Here is a 22,791-nt window from a genome sequence, read left to right as displayed (position 1 = left end):
AAATTTCGATCTTTAAAATCTATTTAAAAATCACACTTTTGATATGTTAAAGATATTAATTGTCTTTTTGTTCACTTATAAACTCTACAAGTAAATAGTCATTCTGAAGTTCCTTTAAGACCACCATGGCAGCATTCTTTTTGTGTGCCCCAATAACAGCCTTATTATTTTTTGATATAGTTGACAAACAACGAAAACCCATCTTCCAAGATATATTGTACATAATTTTGTTCATAACGAGTCCTATTCCTTTGCCCCTGTAATCAGCATCTATCAATCGGCCAACGAAACATTTTTTATTAGCAAAGAAACGAAGAAAAAAATAACCAATCAATCTTTCCCCATCAAATGTGCCCATCATTAGAAATGACTTTTTACCGAACTGTTTTTCTATGGAAATCAAATCGAAACCGTGGGGTTTAAAGTATTTCAAATCTGATACAATCTGCTTATTAACAAGAAATTCCAAGGCTTTTGCATCATTGGGAACAAGCCTTTTATAGGTATATTTTCCGAAGCCATATTCTTTAAAAATCCCAAGTAGTATTCCGTTAAGTTTGTTTGAATACAGAAAAGTAAAAAAAGCTGTGTTTATCTTCTCAATAATACCCCACACAAAATTTAAACGGTGTTTTATAAAAATCAGCAACTTTTCCATTAAGCGTAACGTATTAAAACATCTTTCAACCCTTTTTTAACGGGTAATTGCCACAATAGTTTACACCAGTTATGGTTCCCTTCTATGATCTCGGGTCCGGCATCACCAATGGCAACATCCCAACCAATAGACTTATTGCTTACGTTGTGCAGCGCCGCTTTTTTTGCCATGTCCACAACCTCATCCCAATACGGAACTTGAAATCCAACGATAGCGCGTTTAGTTACGGGGTGTACCTCAACCTGATCTTTTACAATATCACTATAGACAGCACTACCATTTACTTTACCCGTAATTACATCAATAGGTGCGGCCAGGTTGCCTGCAGCCATATTGTCCACGGGTGAGTTAACGGTAATTCTTAAACGCGCCCCGATAATATCCACATCACCATTATTTAATTGGGTGAAAATCCTGACCGTATTTAGTCCCGATGGCGACAAATCCATCAACCTCTTATGCTGTATCACGTATTCTTCAACTAAATCGTATTTTTTTTTTTCCATGTAATCTATTAAGAATTTTGTCGATAACCCTTTACAAGACAACACTTCCACTTCACCTCCCACCTGACCCATAGAACCTTTAACAACCAGTTTTTCCGATTTATTGTTCAATAAAACTTGTGCGGTTTCGTGATTTTTTCTCAGGTTACTTAAAGTAGCATAGCTTCGTTTAATAAAAGGCTTGTAGCATTTTAAAAATTCTATTTTATCCTCAAGCAGATGCCTGCTACCCTTAGGATTCATTCTTAACTGATATTCGTACATGTAACCGGATCCAGCCCATAGCGATTTTTCAGCTTTACTAAGTTCGAAAAACCTAAATTGATAATAGTCCTTGATTGAGATATTAAAAATAAACACATCGCAAATAGACTCCATTGTTAGCATAAACTTACTTTTCCCGCTCAAATTTGATGCGTACCTAATGAATGGTTTTACTTTTTTAAACTCAGATTGCTTAAAATAGTATAATAAATATAGAAAGCGCTTGATGATATTCATATATGTTTAAGATTTGTTTCTATTTTGACTTTAACTGTCACTTATACTTTAACTTTTATATCAAGAGTAGATAACTCCTGTTTTCTGATTGCTAAATTAATCGGCAAAGTAGCTATCCAACGCTTTACGGGAGGAAACGAATTCGACATCGGGCCATTTTTTCACAATGGCTTTCAGTAGCTTACGTAGCTCCTCCAGTCCCGTGGCACCATTCAACGGGCTAATCGCACTTACAAAGTTAGCCCTATGTGTACTTATTATCGCTGGTTTACCCCATCTAAATGAAGCCCCTATTTGCATCAAAGTATATTCAATCCCTTTGTAACCTGTTTCGGTGGGTTCAAACTTACAGTTACGCGTATAATAGCTTAGTCCCGAATCCCGTCGATCACCGGGCTTACACCTTACTTTCGTGACCCCCCCAATACCGTTGGGAACCGTCATCATTCGATTTATGTACATATACTTGATTCCCGTTTGAGCCAGGTCTTGCTCAAGATCGGGATGAAAAATTAAATTCGATGGCGCAAAAACGCCAGGATCTTTTCCAAAAATATCGCGGAAAATTTGTACCCCTTCCTTAATGGATCTTTTTAGAAACGGGATTTGCGCTTTTGAATCATAAAAAAATTCGGGACGGAAACCTTGGGCCTCAGGATGCATATGAGGTAAGGAATAAGAAACAAAACCATTGTCGAAAGCGATCAACAAATCTTTATCACCCTTTCTTAATTCCTGGAGCCACAGCTGAGTAGAGATATGCTCTCGCCCATGGAGTTCGGGAACAAAAATACCCTGTTTCATCCCTTGCTGCCAAAGCCTGAATACATTGGTGGTGTTGTAATATTTATTTAAGGTATCCACAAAAGGCTCATGATGGTACACCTTGAAACGGGATGCCTTTATTTTCTCGAAATCGGGATTGGTCACATTGGTAAAGGCCGTTATAACGGCACCGTTACCGTTTACATCCCTTACAGTCTCCAGACTATCAAACAATGCCGTCAAATCTTTTGAAGTAGCCAGCGTATCGAAGTTATATCTGCCATCGTTCAATTGCAGGCCGGCGGAAGTAAGTTTTTTGTACACTTCTTTTGAGGGCATCCGGATACCCCCCCAATCGTCACATTCAAAAATTAAGTACTTATTCTTGATTTTTCTGCCGGGCACATTCTTCAGGTTGGTTTTAACGATATCCTTGATGCTCATATTTTTATTAAGATTAGATAGCACAACATTCCAAGACTTTCACCGCGTTTCGGTTTGTATATTGCTGCGAAGCAGCAAGTGCATTGGATGCCAAGTAACTTCTCAGATCAAAATCATTTTTAAGTTCCAGTATGTAATCTTTCATCAAGTCGATATCTTCTTTTGCAAAGGTCTTACCTACCTTATGATCATGAACCAGTGTGGCTATGGAAGAATCATGGGCGGCTATAGCCATAACGGGCACTCCCGCAGTTAGGATATTATACACTTTGCTCGGAACACTTATGTCGGGGACTTTATCGTCCAATGTTACAACGGCAAGATCAGCGACGCAAAGAGATTCGTACAGCTCTTCATCCCTTCTGAACGGTAAAAGCTTACAATTGCTTAGGTTTTTACTTTCAATTAATTCCTTAATAACATTTTGCCTTTCCCCCCGACCAATAATAAGAAATTCGATATCTGCTTCGTCCTTTAAGTCAACTGCCAATTCAACAATTGTTTCTACATTATGGGTAACGCCAATATTACCCGAATATTGAACAATAAACTTATTTCCCAGCCCTTCTCTTTTCACAATTTCGTTTTGCTCCTTACTAATGGGTTGTTTACCCGAGAATGCGGACCAATTAGGAATTACCTCAACATCGGCGTCCGGTGCATATTTAATCACCTTCGACCTCAAGTTATCACTTATAGTAATCACTTTTTTCGCTTTCGAAAAAATACGCAAATTTCTTCTCGACCACCACTTATAAATAAAATTATTCTCCGAAAAACCTATTACCTGCAAGGCATCGGGATAAAGGTCATATATTAAAATGGAGAAAGGAGCTTGAAACAAAGGTGCCAGCAAATAGGCAGTAGGGGGAATCGTATAATAAAACACTTCGAACTTCCTATATTTAGTGCGCAATAACAGATAGGTCTGAAATGTTCCTATCATCCACGAAATTACTTTTTTAAAATTATTGCCCCGGTCGTACCTTATTATTTTCGACACCTCTACTTTCCGGTTCAGTTCCACATCCTGAATCCTGACGCTTCCGGTAATCAAAGCCACGCGGTCAAATTGCATAGTGAAAGAATTAACAATATCTATGGTCAAATAGCCCGTAGCCTGATTAATGAATACTATGTCTTTTGAAATTCTAGGCTTTTTCCTCTTGAACTTCTTCTTCCAAAAACTTTTCATACTTTTTTATTGCTTTAGGAGATATTCCCGATATCTTTAAAATTTTGCGTATTCCTTCGGTTTGATTAAAGCCCTGAACTGTTTTATCGAAGTATTCCTGACTAATCAATTTATTTTCAAGCATCTGACCGTAATAATATTCTTGTTCGTTATATCCGGAAATTTTGTTATGAAAATATTGTCTTACAGCATTCATATCGCAATCTGCGCGCCAAAACGAATTTCCACTAATAGGCGCTTTTTGCCAATTTAACCTTTTAAGTGTTTCTACGATAAGTTCTTCATCATATTTTAGGAAATCGTAGAAAGGTTTTACATAGTGAAGATTATTCTTCAAATACAACTTCTTTTGATTACTAAAATAATAAAACTCTTTCACCTGGTCTTTTAACACTTTTAAGTTCTTAACCAGTGAGGGATTCCTTAAAACCAATCTCAGATACCCTAAGAAAAAGAACAGCTTACCTTCTTTTCCTTTCGGATAGTTAACCAACTTCATCCTGTAATCTGTCGCTTCAAAGGGGGTTAGCCCGGTAACGATTACGTTGATATTTTCTTTCTTTGCTGTTTCTATTACCAGTTTAATTAATCCCAGCCTACATCCCGTACAAAGGGTTATAAGACTTCCCTCATCCGGTTTATTTATCCAGTTTTCGAGAAAATGGGTTCCCGCAGAATTAAGGTATTCGTTTTCTACAGTAATGTGTTTCTTGCTGTACTTCTTAGCAAAATTGGTAATATTTTGTTGAGTTTCTTCGCACAGGAATTTATGAGATAGCGTAAATGTTGCAACATTAAGCTTTAATACTTCGGATAGATAATAAAGGAGATACGAACTGTCCTTACCCCCGCTAAACATTAACAAGCAATCATACTCATCATTGTTGCTCATTTCCTTAATCGTAGCAGCTAATTTCTGTTTCATATGCCTATTGTTTTTATAAATAAGTATTTTTTTAAACTCCTAATTACTCATATCTTAACACCTCAATTTGCTCAAATTCTTTTACACACATACTAACATTACATTATTCCTTTTTATTAAAAACACCAATCAGTGCCTTTGCGGATTCTACAATGCGTTCGTTATAATTGCCATACGGCTGTATATTAAAATCCCTGTCGGGATAGGAACTCAATATCGATGTTAGTTGATCTACGTTGTTTGGATCAAAATAAATTCCGGTTTCTTTCAACTGCTCTTTGTTTACTGCCAAATCGGACGCAATAACCGGTACCTGAATGGATATCGCGTCTTCAATAACCGTGCTCCATCCTTCAAATAAACTAGGTTGTATCACCGCCTGCGAATGTTTCATCAGTTGAAGTTGATCCTTGCGCGGGATGAGACCCAAGAAATTAATTTGACCGGACAGCTTATGTTCCTCAATAATTTGGTGAAGTTCCGCAATATAGGGAGAATTACTAGCTACGGGAAAGCTTCCCGTCATGGCCATATATTTTTTTACGCCCATTCCGTTCAGTTTTGTCAATGCCAGCAGCAAAACCTTATGGTTTTTATGCTTATGGAACTGGTTTGAAACCATAAAATACTTCTCCGGTAAGTTGTATTTCTCCCTCAGACTTTCGATGCTCACATCCTGAAAAATATCGTTAATCGAAGTAAAGTGAAACACATGCAACTTTAGTTTTGGCCTGATTCTAAAAAATTTCTTAAAATCATCAAGCACTGCCTGACTCGAGACAACCAAATCATCTGTGTTCCTCAACATAAAATGCAACCTAATAGCACGGTGGACCAAGGTTTCCCTTGTGAAAAACTCGGGATAATATTTATGTTGAAGATCCGCGTACCAGGCAACAACTTTGGCTCCGGATTTACTTTTTACCGGGTAGTTTCTGTTAGGATAAACAGCATCCAGGCTATAATCGCTCACAATATCATCAATAAATATATTCTTTCTCTTTACCCAGGATTGAAAGAACCCCTTTACCAGGGGTGGTGGATTTCGTTCGACAAGTTCAATATATGGGTACTTGAATTCATGGATATGTTTTTCCAATGCTGTACTGTAAAAGAGAACGATCTCCGGTTTTTCTTTGTCGGGTAAAAACCCAAAAGTCCTTATCACATTGATGATATAAGTTATCCCTCCCATCCAGGTATGTTGAAAGTCGAATAACACACCTATGCGAAGTCGTTTTTTGTTAGGGGACATATTCATCCAATTCTTGTTATTTTAAAGTATTTCGTACATCTAAGAAAACTCTCTGTTTTATTAATACCCTTCGTTATTACCCCTTACCCATAAAGGGGAATTCGCTCTCTCCTAGAGGTTCTGGTTCTCCCTTTAAAGCCTGTCCCGAACTCGTATTCGGGAGAGTTAGAGGGTTTTTAAAAGAGAATTGTTGCCTTTTCTGATAGCTACTATTAAGAGTGACATCTTCTTTATTCATACAGCCATTTGTAATATTCCTGTAAACCTTGTTTCATATTTACCGTTGAACTGTAACCAAAGGATTTTAATTTACTTATGTCGGCCTTCCAGTTTAGCGGATCTCCCTCTCTTGATTCGCCTGAAAAATTATATTCAATATCCCCGGCAAAGAATTCAAAGAATATAGAAACCGCATCTTTAATGCTTACTTCTTCCCCATTTCCTACATTAATAATGTCTGCATTAAAAGATGATGATTGCGCTACCAGTTCAATTGCCCTGGCCAAATCATAAACATGGATAAAATCTCTGGACTCGTTTCCGGTTCCGTACAATGTAAAGGGGTCACCTGATTTTGCTTTCTGGTTCAAATCCCAAAACAATTGTTTTTGCAACCCGACCCCGTATACCGAAAATATACGTAAAGAACATGTCTTGAGTTTAAAGAAACTATAAAACTCCTGACAAATTTGTTCGGCCTGTAGTTTATGAAAACCATAAGGTGAAAGCGGTTTGGGTTGGGCGATTTCTTCAACCGGTAGTTGCTTCGGGTTACCATACACAGCGGCACTGCCCAGGTTAATAAACTTACAATTGGGTTGAAATTGGTTGATGGCAGACAAGATTTTAAATACATTAACCGAATTCAAATAGTAATCGCGCATCGGATTTTTCAGGGAATCAGGTACACTGGCAGCACCCGAACAGTTGATGCAAAGGTCGTACTGTTGATAATGGAACACCGTATTATAATCGGAGTTGGAAGCATCAATCAGAAAATATCGGTCGGTATCGGCATAATCAACCACAACATCGGCCTTCCAAACTTCATAACCCTTTTCATCAAAATACTTTTCTACATTTCGTCCTATGAACCCTTTGGAACCAATTATAACTATCTTCATGTTTAAAATTAAAGTTTAATCAATTTATCTAGCGATATTATCTTTATATTTTGTGTCTAATTAAATTTTTAGATTTACTATTTTTGTCCCCTGTTGTTTGCTTATGGAATACATCATTACAAATATCATTGAAGAAATCTAAATACTTATACGCAACTTTTGAAAGTTCATTTTCTGTTTTTATTAACATAGCTTGTTTTTGAATAGAACTTCTCAATTCTTCATCATCTATAAGCAATTGTAATCTAGACGCAAACATATCAACATCTCCTACTTCAACTAAATATCCATTTTTCCCATTTTTAATAATATCGGAAGGACCAGCCTCACAATCAAAACTAACCGAAGGTAGTGGTGTTGCCATCGCTTCTATTAAAGCATTAGGATACCCTTCAATAATGGAAGAAAATGCAAATATCTTACTCTTCGATAAGAATAAATCTACGTCTTTTTGATAACCAGCAAATACAACTCTTTCCCCCACTCCTAACTCACTTGCCAATTTCTGCAAGTCTTGGCGTAACGGACCGTCACCAACGATGATTAATTTCCAATTAGGTGCATTTACTTTAGCAAAAGCCTGAATTAAGTATTTTTGTCCTTTTTCAAACGCACAATGTCCAACATTAACTATTTGGTTTTCTTTTTCAATCACAACTTCGTTTAATTTTCTAAGAAAGTTTGGTATTACCACGATTGGACATTTATATTTTTGTCTAAAAATATCAGCAGCCAAATTAGTCTGCGCAATGACACCATCTACTCTACAACGCAGCAAACGATGAGCAATTTCGTACATTTTATTAATCACTTTGTTATTCGGGTATCTTACTCTTCTGGGGCTCGACCTAAAAGAAATAACAACTTTGCTTTTAATTCCCAAGCTCGAAAATAACGATAGTGCAATATAGCCCAGTCCAAAAATTATATCCGGCTTTAAGTTTTTAAATTGTAACCTAAGAAAGTAAAGTACAAAAAAGATATAGAAATACTTATTCATTTCACTTTGTTTAACATCCGGTTCGATCAACTTAACTTTTGGATGAAGCTCGTAAAACTTAGGTTTATGGTACATTAAAACAATTGACACATCACCTCCAGAGCTTGCTATAAAATTGGCTAATTCTGCTGCGCTACGTTCCGTACCTCCACAGGTTAATTTAGGTAATACAATTAATATTTTCATATCAGAATAATTCATATCCAACAGTCGGTTATGTAATTTAATTGCCTGTTATTTAATTAAATACTTTTTACTTCTGCCGAAGTTATGGCATACGCAACCATTTTCGGAGTTATGCTTTTAGCAAACTCCCTGCTTCTTTCACCAAATTCAAATAGCTTTTTATCCGAACTATTGATTACTTTTTCCATGGCAATACGCAATTGCTCATGACTATTTGAATTTACAAGAAAACCATTGTAATTATTAATGAGGAAATGCGAAGCTGCTCCGCAGGCATTTGTTAATAATAACGGTAATCCAGCTGCTGCAAATTCATGAATCACTAAAGCCCAAGGTTCAAAAGTAGAAGGTAAAACAAAACAACTAGTCTCGGCACCCAGCTTTACAAGCTCCTCCTGACTCATAAAATCACGAATTATTACATCATCGTATGACTCAAGTTTGCTTCTTAATGGTCCATTTCCTACGAGAGTTAAAGTTGCTCCTTTTTTATTTTTGATACCCGACCAAGCCTCAAGTAAATATTTAAGTCCTTTTACGTTCGCAAATCTTCCAACATAAAGAAATTTCCTATGCCCCTTAAACTTTTCAAAACTTAACGGAACTTTCAAAAAAGTATCCACATCTGCCGAATTTAGCGGCCACAAAATTTGGTTATTTTTAAACCCAAGCCTCTTGGCATATTCATATTGGCGCATTCCTGCAATAAGTACATGTGAAAAATACAATCGATGTCTAAACCAAGATGTAATCACATTGGCCCATTGTCTCCCTCCTCGCCATTGTGTATCAAAGCCCATTATAACGGGTGTACCATTTGTTTTTCTTAACAACTTTGCAGCCTTGTTATACATAGGTATCGTAATATCGCTTACGTAGGCTACATTAGGCTCAATGCTCAAAACCAACTGATTAAGACTAACTTGATCAAAGTCCTTTCTTTCGTAAAAAGTCACATTTTTCAGCTCTGGCACATTATAGGGAACTAATTTTTTTTTTGTTTCATGTATACATGTTACCTCATACCCTTGTTTTACGATTTCCCTAAGTACAGGAATATTGTAAGGGTTAACCTCTCTATATAAGTATAAAAATTGTTTAGTACTCATTATTTTGAATTTATGCTATTTACAACATCATTTACCATCCACCCATAGGGGTTAAACTTACCTTCGTGCCATGTCATGTCCCTGTCCCAATATCCGACACAGTCATCATAACCTTCCTTGGCAAAACCGTAGCTTATCTCAACAATCAGGGGTTTACCGTCCGCAAAAACAAAGTCGTAGGCCATACATTGATCGTTTAACTTTTCCGAAACATCGAAGGCCATCTTAATGGTTTCATCGTCAAAATATTTTTTATCGTAGAGTATGGTACCGCTTCCTGAGGCCCTGAAATCATTTTCGCGCACCATCCTTTTTATGGCAAACGCCTTGTCGCCCACCACGCACACCCTGATGTCGTAATCGTTTTGCGGAATAAATTTCTGAAAATACACGTAACCCATCTCTTTGCCCGTTACCCTGTCGTATTCCGTGGTATGAAAAATACGAGCTACACCTTTGGTTACATTCCACAATGATGTTTTGCCTTTTCTATATTTTCTAACACGTTCTTTTAGGTTAGCCCAGGCATCGTATTGTTTAAAGCCTTTGCCAAAGGACTTATTTATTAAGTGTTTAGCTTCGGTCAGCGACCTTACCAGCTTTACATTGTCGGAACCCGCACCGTTGCGCAGTTTAAATACCTTGGGGAAATCGGTTGAAGCGGCCCATTGGTTGGCGTCCTTTTTACTGTAAAAAACATAAGCAGGTGCCAACGGGGCATTTACGCCCTCCAACAAATATTTTTGCGCCACCTTATCGTCGAAGTGCCATACCGTATCATAATTCGGAAACACCTTTTTCCCGGTTTTTTGGACAGCAAACAACAATTGCTTAGCAAACTTGCTCTCTCTTGGGCCCTTATGGTTAAAGTGCCACATTAGCGCATCACAATCGGACAGTTGCTGCATAATATCGGTTCCATAACAGTTGACCAGCTTGTAGTCGATACTATGCGATTCGCAATAGGGTATCCATCGTTCACTGAACGAACCTTCGGCGTTATGTATGGCTATTTTCATCTCATTAAAATAATTTGTTATTTATAGGCATTCGATGCCTGCCAGCCGGTAGGCAGGCAACTCGCCAGTATTGTTTCTCTCATGTGAGTATGAACTCTTATGGCTCGTTTCATATGAAAGTATAAAAAGCCCCCACCCTGCCTACCGGCTGGCAAGCGACTCCCCAAAAGGGGAGAGACGTGACGTAGGGTTTGGGGTATTAATATTTTTCGTCTAAGTAAATGGATGCCCAGGTTTCGAAGGCGATAATAACCCACAATGCTTCCAGCTCACGGTATTTTAGGCCTTTAATATTACTTACCCAATTATTTACTATCCTATTATTAAATATCCCCCGGCTCTTATTAGCGGGTAATATTTTATCGTTCAAGTATTGGTTAAACCTATCTTTTAAAAAGAATTCGCGCAAGGGTATTCCGAAGCCCATTTTGTCGCGGAAAGCAAAATGGTGGTCAAACACCTTAGCGGTCATTTTTTTCAGAAGGTATTTTTCTGTATTGGTACCATCACCGTTGTTACGGCTCAAAAGGCAATTCTCCGGAATAGAAAACGAATCGCTCACCACCTGATTATCTAAAAAGGGCACCCTGTTCTCGATGGAGTGGGCCATGGACATCTTATCCTGACGTATCAACAGATCAGGCAAGTACGATAGTATTTCATACTTAACCTGACGATCGAAACGCGAACCTGTTAAATTGCCATAGACCGATTTCCTGTCGAACACCGCTTTTTCCCTGCTAAATCCGGGGCGTAACATTTGGGCCATCGCGGGACTCATAAAAGCGGTTGCCATCACCGCCCTGTTGTCCTCGCTAAAATAATTAAATATCTCCGATGGCTGCTTCAAATTATTTTTTATCTGGCGAAGCAAATTTTTACCGCCATATGGGTACTTAATTCCATAAAACCTTTGGTAACCGCCAAACACTTCATCGGCCCCTTCGCCACTGAGTAGTACGGTCACATATTCCTTTGCCCGTTGCGACAACTTATATATACCTATGGTATTGGGGTGGTTTAGGGGGGCTTCCAAATGCCAGGTGGCATCTTCGAAGTGGTCGAGATAATAATCCGAATCCAACAAAAACTTATGGGCTGTTATACCCAAGCTTTGACTTACCTGGTCGATATATTTTTCTTCCGAGAACCGCTCGTCGTTAAAAACAATGGACACAGACTCAAAGTTTCCGTTAGTGCTTTGTTTGTTGGCCAGCCAGGTGACCAATGACGAATCAACCCCACCCGACAACTGACAACCAAGTTTTACATCACTCATTAGCTGGCTTTGCACGCTTTTGTCTAACCACGATTCCATTTTATGCTGTACCTGCGTTAAATCATCCGCTTTAGCTTTTGTACGACTGTAATCGTTTACATTGAAAAATTGTTTTATTCGGATCCTTTCACCGGGTCTATAAGAGATATAATGACCTGGTTTTAAGCTGTTAACTCCATCAAACAGGGTGTCGTTAATATTATTTCGGAAAAGCAGATATTCGTCGAGCTTAGAGGGGTTCAACTTAAAGTTATAGCCGTCTATATATTTAAAACTTTTTAATTCCGACGAAAAGGCAAAGACATTGTGAGCGGATACGTAGTACATCGGTTTTATACCGAACCTGTCGCGAGCCACATACAGCGCACGCTTAGCCAGGTCCGCAACCACGATGGCAAACATGCCATTTAGTTTATTTAACATGTCCTCCAGGCCATACCTAAGATATAACGCAAGTATTACTTCGGTATCGGTGCTACTCTTGAAGTGGTATCCCCATTCCGCCAGCTCCTTTTTAAAATCAAAGGCATTGTATATTTCACCGTTAAAAGCCAGTATCACCCTTCCATCAGGACTCACCATGGGTTGATGCCCATTGGCGGAAAGATCGAGTATGCTCAAGCGGTTAAAACCAAGCACCCCCTCAAAGGAACCTTTAATGTTACCTGGCTCCTTACTATTTAGCTCTGCAGAAAGGCCTGTCTCCAAACTAAAAGCCCTAATACCCGAATCATCAGGTCCTCGGTGCTTTTGCACATTCAGCATCGGTAATATTCGGGATGTGTCCTTTATTGGTCTTAAATCAGCGTTTATATATCCTGTGATTCCGCACATAGTAATGAAATTATAGCTATTAGGCGTTAGTTTCGCACCTTTCAAAATGATAAACGGCGGGACGTTGAATGGAACAAAATCCCGATTTTTTCAATTTAACTAACTTCGGGTTCGCTTGACTCAAGTTAGTCATTGGCATATTCAAAATAATTAATAATAATTCAGGTTAAAGATATTAGCATAAAGAATATTTGCAATAAGCTACCTTACTTTATTATATGAATCACTCATATTTTTTGAGCAATCGCAACAAAACGTCCCTGTGCGATTCGCAGCGCGAGAGGTTGAGGTGGAAAAGTCGTTTCTGTCGGGACAGCAACTTAGGCATCCACCCTCGCTTTTGCAGCGCCGCCACATATCTGCCATAATAAGGTTCGATAAAAGCATCATACATGGGATATACAGATTGGCAATACTTTTGAAACTCACCCTCTAACTGTTCGTCGTTGTCGATAATATTGTTTAGCCCCTGAATATCTGCATCAAAGATACTTTTTTCATTGTCGGTTAATTTAAAAACACCGGGTTTCTTGTTACCCTGTTTTAACGGTACTATTTCAAAATCAATTTTATCGGAGATATTGAGCCTAACGACATAGCCCCTGTTCCAATCGGAGTTGGTTTTTCCCGGCCAATCGTACACAAAATTTCCCAATCCATAAAAAATAGGCTTTTCATTATATACTTCATACCCTGAAAACACGTGGGTGTGGTGCGAAATAATTGCATCGGCACCCTGATCGGCCAGATACCGATAGAGCTTTTTTGTACGCGGCGAAGGTAAGTGATAGAACTCGTTTCCGGCATGAACAATAACCAGTACAAAATCGTGCCTCTTCTTGGCACGGGCAATATCGTAGTGGCAATTTACCGGATTAATCGGGCTACACGAATAGGAACCATCCGGTGTAGTGAGGAATTCGTTGTCGGCATAATTTAAAATGGCTATTTTTTTACCCTTTAATTCAAGCGAAAAAGGTTGTGCCGCTTCCTCCTTGGACGAGCCTATACCCACCGTTGCAATCCCATTTTGTTTACAAAGCTCCAAGGTATCCTCCACGCCCTGGTTATCATAGTCCATAATGTGGTTATTGGCCATGGCCGCAAGCGATATTTTGGCATAATCCAATGCCCCGATGGTATCGGGATGGGCTTTTTGATATGGACCCGTTTTGGGGCGGGTTGTTGTGGCATGGGTCAAGGGACATTCCAAATCCACTACGTTTAAATCGTTATTTTGGAACACATCGATAAAGTCGTTGAATACCGACTGAAAATCACCTTTTAGGCATAATTCTTCCACCCGGTTGATGGGGGCAAAGTCGCCGGTGAGGAGGATGTTTATAGTTTGCTGCATGTTCAAATTTCAATAAGTCTGAATTAGTGGGGAGTGGGGAGACGTGAGTCATGAGTGGTGAGTCATGAGTGGTGAGTGATTTTTCAATTACAAGCACCACTTATCTGGATTGTTAGATATGGATATAAGTATTTTTCTAACTTCATCATAACCTGATATTAACCGACAATGCAATTCATCCGTAATATATTTACAATCACGGGAATAATCAAGCCACACTTCCGTTTCATATTCTTCTCCCAACGCAGTTGTCAATTTGTTAACAAATGCTTTCAAATATTTCCTTCTTGACCATGCTTCAGCTATATTTGAAGTTATAGATCGGGAGGATCGCCTAATCTGATCCGTTAGCGAATACTTTTCTTCAAGAGGAAACTTTGTTGTTAAGTGAAAAATCTCCATTGCCAAAGAATAAGCTTTCTGGTACACTAGCAAATCTCTAAAACTATTTGCGTGATTCATAAATATTATATTTAAAACTTAGATGTCCGCAATTTTTTTGCTATTTGTTACCCGCCTAACACTCAACACTCATTACTCAACACTCCGCTCATCAAATCCCCTAACTGATCTGTTGACATAAACTCCACGTCGGGCCATTGTTTTGTGATACCTTTTAAGAGCTCATCCAGTAATTTTAAATTATCCGCCCTATTTTTTTTATCCAGCGCTCCCATAAAGTTTATACGGTGGGAACTAATGATGGCCGGTTTTTTCCATCTAAATGCGATGTTAATACGCCTCAAACACTCATCCACAGAATTGTTTGTTCCGTTAAGAGCCGGCTCAAAAAATGCATTCCTTACCAAATAGCGTTGACCTAATTTGTTTTTATTTCCTGTGAAATGATATTTCTTGGTGTAATTCCCAAACGACCCCGTTGGCACCATTTGCATAAGAAGTCCTTGGATATACTTAACTCCATTTTCGGCAAGGGTTTCCTCTATATTACTGTCCCAAGTATAACATGGTGGGATAAATGATTTTGACCTATATCCAAAAATTTCCTCAAAAAGGTCAAGCCCTTCCTTCAGGCTTTCTTTCATCATCGCAAGATCACTGGGGGTATTGTAATCGAGCACCTCCATAAAGTTATAATCCCCATCACCCGAAAAGGTAGTTTCCCGATCAAAGGTAAAGTCCATTTCTGGTGTTCTTTTTCTCAGCGCGTCCATCCAACGCACCACATTTACATGTTCACGTCCATGAAACTGAGGATGAAACAAACCCTTTTTATTTCCTTCGCGCCATAAAGAAAGGACCTTATCCCGGTTGGGATATTTCAGCAATGTTTCGGTGACTGGCTCCACAAAATACGTCCTAAAATCGGCCGCTTTTATTTTTTTAAAATCAGGATTCCCAACAACAACGTTGGCCGTCATTACCGCCGGGTTTCCAGCAGAATCGGTATAGGAATTCAATACTTCGTACAGCGAAGTTAGGTCTTCATTGCTTTCAAGCGTATCCAATCGGTTATAGTCCGAATGGCCGATATTAAATCCCTTATCGATGAAATTACTGTAAACCTCGGCCGACGGCATACGAATGCTTCCCCAATCGTCGCTTTCGATAACTACGATTTTACGATTTAACCTGGCTCCCGGGATGTTGATTAAATTTCTTGTAATTGTTGACAGTAGGTGGGACATTCTTTAATTTAATGTTAATATTTATATTTATTGGTTAAATACCAATGAAAGCATTGTTATTAGTACAAGTATCAAATATACATTTGCCGGTTAGCCAAACAACGCCTCGGCCAAAGATACCGCGGGGACGAACAAAGGAATACCCAAACCGGGTGTTAGAATCCAGGCATTGATGCTGTCGGATGCCATGCGGAAGTTTACAGCCACGTACAACAGCATGGGAAATATCCCAACCAATGTCAGAGGGTTAATTTTACGTCCGGGCATCTGAACTTGGTACATAAAAAGATATGCGGTGGCAAACATATAGAACAATATCTGGAAACGACCTCCCAATGAAGGCACTACGCTCCCGAAATTAACAAACGACAAGAAGAGGAGCAAAAAGCTAAACAGGTTTCTTTGATCCCTTCCTTCCATCATTTTTCTGTGTTTAAGTTGAACAATTGCGACAGCCGTTAAAAGGTAATAGTAAAGCAAGTTAGCGTTCAGTTTCATAAACCATGTAGCCTGTTGCATCGATTCCTGTATGGCTTCGCCATATTCTGTATTGGAATAACCTTCGTACCTATCCGCAAACGACCCTCCCATTGAATACGAAACAGACTCGATAGTAGGCGCCAACAGATCGGGCAGCACAAACGACGCAAGGGTTATGGGCAGGTAAATATAATTTTTATTGCCAGCCAGTGCATAAACAATCAAAACAAGGTTGGCCGTTAAAAAACTAAAATGAACCAAAGACGCAAAAACAGCAACCACTATAAACCTTAAATCCCTGTTTACCACCACCTGATAGGCTCCATAAAAATAAATCCATGCGGCCGTCCACATCCTGAACCCATTAATGGAAGTTATGGGTAAAATAAAAACGAAAAAAGCCAAATGAATCATGGCATTCCACCCCGGATTTTTTTGATAACTATCGTGCAGAAAGTTAATGGATTTTAAATAAAAAAATCCGAACAAAGCTGCATAAACCGCGAAAAGTGCGCCGTGATAACTTGTAAACCTGGATACTACAAAAGAAATTAACGGTTCCACAATATCTACAGAGGTATCGCTAGAGTACATGCCTCCCACTATGTTGAAAAAATCGGAAAACGGCCGTCTTGCATTTTCAATGAACCGCATCGCATACCTTTCCGAATCTGACCCTTCACCGCCCAATTCTCCAATGGCAAATGTAAAACCATAGTATATCAGATAAATATAGGCCACCCTCCTTGCTACTTTTTCTTTATAATTAACCAATGCCGAAACAAATGCTGCAAAAGGCCAAATCACAAACAAAATCAAATAGTTTCTGGTATTCAGCAAAAACGAGGAGGACACAAACTGATATGACAAATTTTTATACACTCTTGATTACTTTATTTTATAAGTTCCAGGAATTGCCCCGAAACGTTGGTTATATGATATTTTTCAGGATGCGGCAACGGCATACGACCTGCATATTCTTTATTAAGAAAAGCCAACACTTCTTCCATCTTAAGCCCTTTTGTAATGTTTAAAACCGGACGTCCCGTTATGGCATAGTCAATCAGCTTACTTGGCACGTTCAACTGGGTGTTATTGTCAAAGTTCAATAAAAAGTCCATGCCACCAAGTTTTTCCATCAACTCGTCCCTTGGAATGTAATCGGATATGAGCAACTTACCGCTCAACGCTTCCTTGTAGTCCGCTAACAACTCTTCCTGGTTGGTAAAAATGTGTAATCTAAACGGCAGATCTATTTGTGACAACAACTCCAATAATGGCCGTGGGTCGCGGATTCCTTGCAGGAAGCCCCCGGCATATGCAAATTCAGGGACTTTGTTTTGGGCGGTTTTTCCGTTCAGCTTGTTCAGGTCGAAACTGAACCCTTGAGGGATAATTTTTATTTTATCGTGGAATTCTGAATAATAAGCCTCTTTTGCACTCTCAACGGGGATTGAAATAAAGTCGGCCTTCTTACAAAATTGTTTCTCGAGATATCCGAAATAAAAAGGTTTACGGAAAGAATCCAGAACGTCCCCCATATAAGGGTCGCCACAATCAGCAACCCATATGTTTCCGATCATATGTTTCTTTGTTCTGGACAATCCAACGCCCCATTGCACCGGATAGGGAACCGCAAACGATATCACCAGGTCGTATCCGCTTTCATTTTTCAGCATACTTTTTACCCGGAACATTTCTTCAATTCCCGGATACTCTAAAAAAACGGATAGCAACCTTGCTATTCCCTTGGCCAGTTTCGAAAGTAGTTTTGTATTAAATTCAGGTACCGTGGGGAATACCGGCTTTTTCCACATTTTAAAGGTTATAGGATATGTTTCCAGGAATTCCTTGTAGTCGAAGTCCCTGAACTTGCTTATTACCGTTACATGATGGCCTTGCCGATGAAATTCTTTAGCCAACTCGGTCGCCCTAAAACTTCGTGGCGAAATCTCAGGGTAAAACCCGTTTGAAACTAATAATATCTTTTTCTTTTTTGCTCTAGTTATCATATTGCAGGATATAGTATTTTTATTTAAAATATTCGGACATCCCTTCCCTCAAATTATCCACTATCTGCTGTAACCCGATGGTTTTTTTTAAAACCTGCCTGTTGTGATGCACATCATCGAACTGTAGATTGTCCAGTACTTCGGGATTCTCTATTCTGAAATCCTTATCAATTGAAAACACAATTATCCCAATCCGTTTTAAATAGCAATAAAATGTGCTCGATTCGTTTAAATATACCTTACTGCCCAGCCATAGCATCATAACAATATTGCCCACCGCCTGTTGCCGGTAATGATTCATGACTACTACACCGCAACTCTGCAATATTCTATTGTAATCTTCCAAAGGCATAAAAGTACGCAATGGATTAAAGTTGCCGTTAAATGTTTCGTCTCCAATCTTCTGAACATAATCTGCATAAACCTTGCTGCCGTAACTCAAGGGTACCACTAGTTTCCGGTTGCCGATACCAATATTCTTGAGCATGACAAAAGCTTCGAGATGGTTGTTGGTATCCGATGCCGAGTTACCCAAAAGAATATCATTTCCTTTTATAGTCGCTTTTTCGTTGCCTTGATTTATATATTCCAGGGGATAATAACAAAACGGGAAAAACTTACATTCCTCAGAAAGAATTTTTTTTTCTTTAAAGAAATCACATTCCTCGCGGTACAAGGTAGCCAAATACGAAATAGTGGCAGCGGCCAGCTTAGGTGAATCGGCTACTGTTTCTATTTTTTTATAAACCACTTTACGAATTAAATCTTTGAGTTGCTCTTTAAATGATTTCCGGGGTTCCTTAAGGTTTAAGGCTGAGGTTAAATCGCCTGTGAGGGGATAACCCGGTAAATACCGATCCACATACAGTTCAGCGCCCCATAACAAACCAATAATTTTATCTTTGACCGGTGATGCCAGGTACACTTCGCAATTGAGTTCGGTAAATCCGTGCAAAAAGATACAATCATAGTTTAGGGTTTGTTTGGCAAGGTGCCCCACTGTATGGCTACTTTTATTTATCCGATCCACATTTGGTTTGGGGTCCACATATTTCATTTCTTTCTGAAATCGAGACAGTGGGATGAGAAACTTGTTAGACCCAGGAAATGCCTTTTCGAAGATTAGATTGGCCGCATTAATAAATTTTTCGTCGGACGCAATATGAAGTATGGATTTTTTTTGGTGGCTCATTTAAATATTTTTGATTACATCCATAATATTTTCCACATCCTGTTGACTCAACTCGTAAAATAAAGGTAAACGCACCAACTTATCAGAATAATTATCGGAGTTGGGCAATTCTCTGCCACCATGGATATCATTGTAGTACTTACTTTTATGAAGGCTCAAATAATGGAACACGGCCAATATATCTTTTTCCTTTAAAGCCTGGATAATCTGCTCGCGTTGTTTCACTGAATTACAAACGAGATAGAACATATGGCCGTTTTGTACGGCGTAATCAGGTGTAGTTGGCAACCGGACCTCATGGGCTTTTGCCCAATCTTTCAGGCCGATATAATACTGTTGCCATATTTTTGTTCTCTTTTGCTGAATGTCCCCCAGATTTTCTAGCTGCGCCCAAAGATAAGCGGCAATAATTTCGGAAGGTAGAAATGAGGAACCCGTATCGCACCAGCCATATTTATTAACTTCCCCCCTAAAAAACTCTGCACGGTTAGTTCCTTTTTCCCAAATGATTTCTGAACGTTTTATAAATCTTTCGTCATTGATTGCCAGCAACCCTCCTTCACCCGCATTGATATTTTTTGTTTCGTGAAACGAAAAAGCTGCCATATGACCGATACTGCCCAAAGGCCTGTCTTTATAATACGATTCTATGGCCTGTGCCGCATCTTCGATGACCAACAAATTATATTTGGCAGCAATATTCATTATCTTGTCCATATCACAGGCTACTCCTGCATAGTGAACAGGCACGATAGCCTTGGTTTTATGGGTCACATATTCCTCTATAATGTCCTCATCAATACCCGGATGATCCTTTCTACTATCCACAAAAACCACCTTCGCCCCCTGGCGCACGAAAGCAAGCGCTGTTGATACAAAAGTATAGGAAGGCACAATCACCTCATCGCCGGGTTTTATATCGGCCAGGATGGCACACATTTCGAGCGCATCTGTGCATGATGTGGTCAACAGTGCTTTTTTAAATCCGTATCGTTGCTCAAAAAAATCCTGACATTTACGGGTAAACAAACCATTGCCCGAAATCTTCCCGGAATAAACTGCCTGATACATATAGTGCATCTCTTTGCCGGTTAGATATGGCTTATTAAAAGGTATCATAAATTAGTATTTTAGCAAGTTATAAAATTAACAACAATGATAAGATCAGCCTAGATAAATATCAAATAAGAATTAAGTACCCCAACAACAATTTTGCCTCCATGGAAACCGGGGTACTTACCCAAATAATTTAACAGTACTTCAATCGTGTTGACCAACATTTTCCTATCGAACAATTAAACCATCCTCAGTGCCAATAATGATATATATTTAAAATTTCCTCGATCTTGAAATTACATTTTTCATAAAGCTTGCAAGCGCAGCTATTATGCAGTTGGGTTACAATCTTTATCTTATCCAGTTTCAATTCGAAAGCCAAGTTATCAGCAAATGCAACTAAATCCATCCCAATCCCTTTACCTCTAAAGCATTCTTTCACAGCCAGTAATCCAACATTTGCTTGGTTATGCTCTCGAACAACAGTAATTAATCCAATAATATCATCGCCGTGCATAGCTACTATATTTTTAATTGCGCTGGCTTTGTTGAACGAATTGATCACCATTTGCCGGTACAATCTCTCGAACTCGTTATTCTGAAAATTGCCGTCCATTCGAAACCGAGAATATTTACCTGCTTCCAAACCTAACCGGATCAGATCGTCGTTTTCGCATATTCCGGCAAATTCCCTCATTTTATTACTAAATATAGTATGTGGTTCGGAACACTTAGAATAAACCGTGCGTATATCAGCTAGATGTGCCCCTGCTTTTAATATTTTACTATTTAATTCTGTTTCCTCCGGGGATACAAATATATAGGTCAATCGGATTCTTTCTTCCCCGATTTCATTGATCAAATCGTCAAATTTAATTGCTTCGTTGCCAGTCAAATGTAATTGGGCTACCTTGTAACCGAAAAATTGGGAATCCCATTTCTTTAATTTTAATCTGTTCTTCTTAACTTCATTCATAGTTTGTGTTATTAAATTCTGGGTAAGAATTATTGAACAATAAATAATAGCTATATAAGTATTTATTTTATACTTATACGATAAAACGAAAATATCTTGTGCGCAATTTCAAAGTGTTCCTTACAATATAACTTTATGGCTATCCTGATAGATAAGATATCCGCTTCTATCATCACTGCACGTTAAACAACGGATTTCAGGATTGGTCATCTGTGCCTTGACGATATATTTTTCTGTTCCACTGGTAATTTCGGGTTGTAGATGGCTCCTTTCCTTCGACAAGAAATAAACGCCGGAGCACTTATTATACGTCTTCTTGGGGGTAGTAAAATAACCGAGAGACACATCGATCACACCTTTTAAAAAATCGTAACCGGTTGACAGCTCCACCAGATCGGATCCGATAAAATCGCCCCCCATCCGTGCGCCGACCTCTATGACAAAAACATCGCCCTTGGGATCGATTCTAAACTCGCTGTGGCTGGCCCCATTTTTTACGCCCAGCGCAGTTAAGCACTTCTCTGTTTCCTGAATAATATTTGATTGAATTTTTTGTGGTAATCTTGACGGTTGATGATGGGCTACTTCAACAAAATAAGGACTTCCGGTTGTTTCCTTATCTGTTATGGCAAGTACATAATGTTTGCCTTTCCACGATATTGCCTCAACGCTCACCTCGTCCCCTTCGATGTATTCTTCAACAATACAGTCATTAACAAACGATTCTTTTTGCGCAGTTTTAATGGCCAATTCCAAACCGCTGGATTCGTCCACCTTTTTTACCCCTCGGCTACCCGATCTATCCACCGGTTTTACTATCAAGGGATATCTAAAGGAATCCTCCTTAAAAACAGGACTGCTTTCATTTATCCTCACAAACTTTGGCAACCTAATTTGATTGCGATCAAAAACTTGGCGCATCCTATATTTATTGGTCAAAACCAAAGAGTTACAATCCCCATTCCCAATCAGTCCCATTTGTTGTGCTACAAAATTAACACTGGGTACCGCAATGTCGGTAGCAATAGTTGTGATGCCGTCGATATTAATTTTTAAACATTCTTTTAAAATGGCGTTTTTGTCGGTGGTAGAAATAGGATAAAAGCAGTCGGCCAGGGGTTTACACACGGCTCCTTCCTCCCATGCGAAACAATGCACCTCAAGACCCAGCTCTTTTGCTTTCAGCACCAGTGGCTTTTGCAAATAACCGGCACCAATAATGGCTAGTTTTTTGTTTAAATATTCAAATTTCATTTAAAATAATCATCA

The 22,791-nt window shown here is 38.9% G+C and carries 20 protein-coding genes; all 20 read right to left on the bottom strand.

Going from position 1 to position 22,791, the window contains the following annotated elements:
• Window positions 1–55: 55 nt before the first annotated feature.
• The 20 genes from ACT29I_RS11345 to ACT29I_RS11250 all read right to left on the bottom strand — a co-directional run bounded on the left by ACT29I_RS11345 (window position 56) and on the right by ACT29I_RS11250 (window position 22,776).
• Window positions 56–658 (bottom strand): hypothetical protein, encoded by a 603-nt coding sequence (locus tag ACT29I_RS11345; protein ID WP_444793487.1) that lies wholly within the window; start codon window positions 656–658, stop codon window positions 56–58.
• The gene (locus tag ACT29I_RS11340; protein ID WP_444793486.1) at window positions 658–1,551 is read right to left on the bottom strand and encodes a sugar-transfer associated ATP-grasp domain-containing protein; all 894 of its coding nucleotides are present in this window, start codon (window positions 1,549–1,551) and stop codon (window positions 658–660) included. The genes ACT29I_RS11345 and ACT29I_RS11340 overlap by 1 nt, the downstream gene beginning before the upstream one ends.
• A gap of 210 nt (window positions 1,552–1,761) precedes the next feature.
• Window positions 1,762–2,874, bottom strand: a complete 1,113-nt coding sequence (locus ACT29I_RS11335) for a hypothetical protein (RefSeq protein ID WP_444793485.1) — start codon at window positions 2,872–2,874, stop codon at window positions 1,762–1,764.
• A 13-nt stretch (window positions 2,875–2,887) separates the two neighbouring features.
• A complete protein-coding gene (locus ACT29I_RS11330) occupies window positions 2,888–4,069 on the bottom strand; it encodes a glycosyltransferase family 4 protein (RefSeq protein WP_444793484.1) in 1,182 nt (393 codons plus the stop codon).
• Window positions 4,026–4,994 (bottom strand): hypothetical protein, encoded by a 969-nt coding sequence (locus ACT29I_RS11325; protein ID WP_444793483.1) that lies wholly within the window; start codon window positions 4,992–4,994, stop codon window positions 4,026–4,028. Before ACT29I_RS11325 ends, ACT29I_RS11330 begins: the two co-directional genes overlap by 44 nt.
• A 103-nt stretch (window positions 4,995–5,097) precedes the next feature.
• Window positions 5,098–6,255, bottom strand: a complete 1,158-nt coding sequence (locus ACT29I_RS11320) for a glycosyltransferase family 4 protein (RefSeq protein WP_444793482.1) — start codon at window positions 6,253–6,255, stop codon at window positions 5,098–5,100.
• 224 nt (window positions 6,256–6,479) lie between these two features.
• Complete coding sequence (locus tag ACT29I_RS11315; RefSeq protein ID WP_444793481.1) at window positions 6,480–7,373, bottom strand: NAD-dependent epimerase/dehydratase family protein; 894 nt, start codon at window positions 7,371–7,373, stop codon at window positions 6,480–6,482.
• Window positions 7,374–7,416: 43 nt separating this feature from the next.
• Window positions 7,417–8,559, bottom strand: coding sequence for a glycosyltransferase (locus ACT29I_RS11310; RefSeq protein WP_444793480.1), 1,143 nt, complete (start codon window positions 8,557–8,559; stop codon window positions 7,417–7,419).
• A gap of 56 nt (window positions 8,560–8,615) precedes the next feature.
• The gene (locus ACT29I_RS11305) at window positions 8,616–9,668 is read right to left on the bottom strand and encodes a glycosyltransferase family 4 protein (protein ID WP_444793479.1); all 1,053 of its coding nucleotides are present in this window, start codon (window positions 9,666–9,668) and stop codon (window positions 8,616–8,618) included.
• Window positions 9,668–10,687, bottom strand: coding sequence for an ATP-grasp domain-containing protein (locus ACT29I_RS11300; RefSeq protein ID WP_444793478.1), 1,020 nt, complete (start codon window positions 10,685–10,687; stop codon window positions 9,668–9,670). Before ACT29I_RS11300 ends, ACT29I_RS11305 begins: the two co-directional genes overlap by 1 nt.
• A 199-nt stretch (window positions 10,688–10,886) precedes the next feature.
• A complete protein-coding gene (asnB, locus tag ACT29I_RS11295; RefSeq protein ID WP_444793477.1) occupies window positions 10,887–12,800 on the bottom strand; it encodes an asparagine synthase (glutamine-hydrolyzing) in 1,914 nt (637 codons plus the stop codon).
• 223 nt (window positions 12,801–13,023) lie between these two features.
• Window positions 13,024–14,157, bottom strand: a complete 1,134-nt coding sequence (locus ACT29I_RS11290) for a CapA family protein (RefSeq protein WP_444793476.1) — start codon at window positions 14,155–14,157, stop codon at window positions 13,024–13,026.
• 87 nt (window positions 14,158–14,244) lie between these two features.
• Window positions 14,245–14,619 (bottom strand): four helix bundle protein, encoded by a 375-nt coding sequence (locus ACT29I_RS11285; RefSeq protein ID WP_444793475.1) that lies wholly within the window; start codon window positions 14,617–14,619, stop codon window positions 14,245–14,247.
• Between the two features lie 62 nt (window positions 14,620–14,681).
• Window positions 14,682–15,806 (bottom strand): hypothetical protein, encoded by a 1,125-nt coding sequence (locus tag ACT29I_RS11280; RefSeq protein ID WP_444793474.1) that lies wholly within the window; start codon window positions 15,804–15,806, stop codon window positions 14,682–14,684.
• A gap of 90 nt (window positions 15,807–15,896) precedes the next feature.
• Window positions 15,897–17,168, bottom strand: coding sequence for an EpsG family protein (locus tag ACT29I_RS11275; protein WP_444793473.1), 1,272 nt, complete (start codon window positions 17,166–17,168; stop codon window positions 15,897–15,899).
• Window positions 17,169–17,179: 11 nt separating this feature from the next.
• Entirely contained in the window at window positions 17,180–18,298 is a 1,119-nt protein-coding gene (locus ACT29I_RS11270; protein WP_444793472.1) for a hypothetical protein, read from the bottom strand.
• A gap of 19 nt (window positions 18,299–18,317) precedes the next feature.
• Window positions 18,318–19,490 (bottom strand): TDP-N-acetylfucosamine:lipid II N-acetylfucosaminyltransferase, encoded by a 1,173-nt coding sequence (locus ACT29I_RS11265; protein ID WP_444793471.1) that lies wholly within the window; start codon window positions 19,488–19,490, stop codon window positions 18,318–18,320.
• Entirely contained in the window at window positions 19,491–20,609 is a 1,119-nt protein-coding gene (gene rffA / locus ACT29I_RS11260; RefSeq protein ID WP_444793470.1) for a dTDP-4-amino-4,6-dideoxygalactose transaminase, read from the bottom strand. It lies immediately after the preceding gene.
• 187 nt (window positions 20,610–20,796) lie between these two features.
• Window positions 20,797–21,522 (bottom strand): GNAT family N-acetyltransferase, encoded by a 726-nt coding sequence (locus tag ACT29I_RS11255; RefSeq protein WP_444793469.1) that lies wholly within the window; start codon window positions 21,520–21,522, stop codon window positions 20,797–20,799.
• Between the two features lie 120 nt (window positions 21,523–21,642).
• Window positions 21,643–22,776, bottom strand: coding sequence for an ATP-grasp domain-containing protein (locus ACT29I_RS11250; protein ID WP_444793468.1), 1,134 nt, complete (start codon window positions 22,774–22,776; stop codon window positions 21,643–21,645).
• Between the last annotated feature and the right edge of the window lie 15 nt (window positions 22,777–22,791).

Origin of the sequence: Saccharicrinis sp. GN24d3, from assembly GCF_052400645.1 — a bacterium.
Lineage (GTDB): Bacteria > Bacteroidota > Bacteroidia > Bacteroidales > Marinilabiliaceae > Saccharicrinis.
This window is presented reverse-complemented; position numbering and strand designations above follow the sequence as displayed.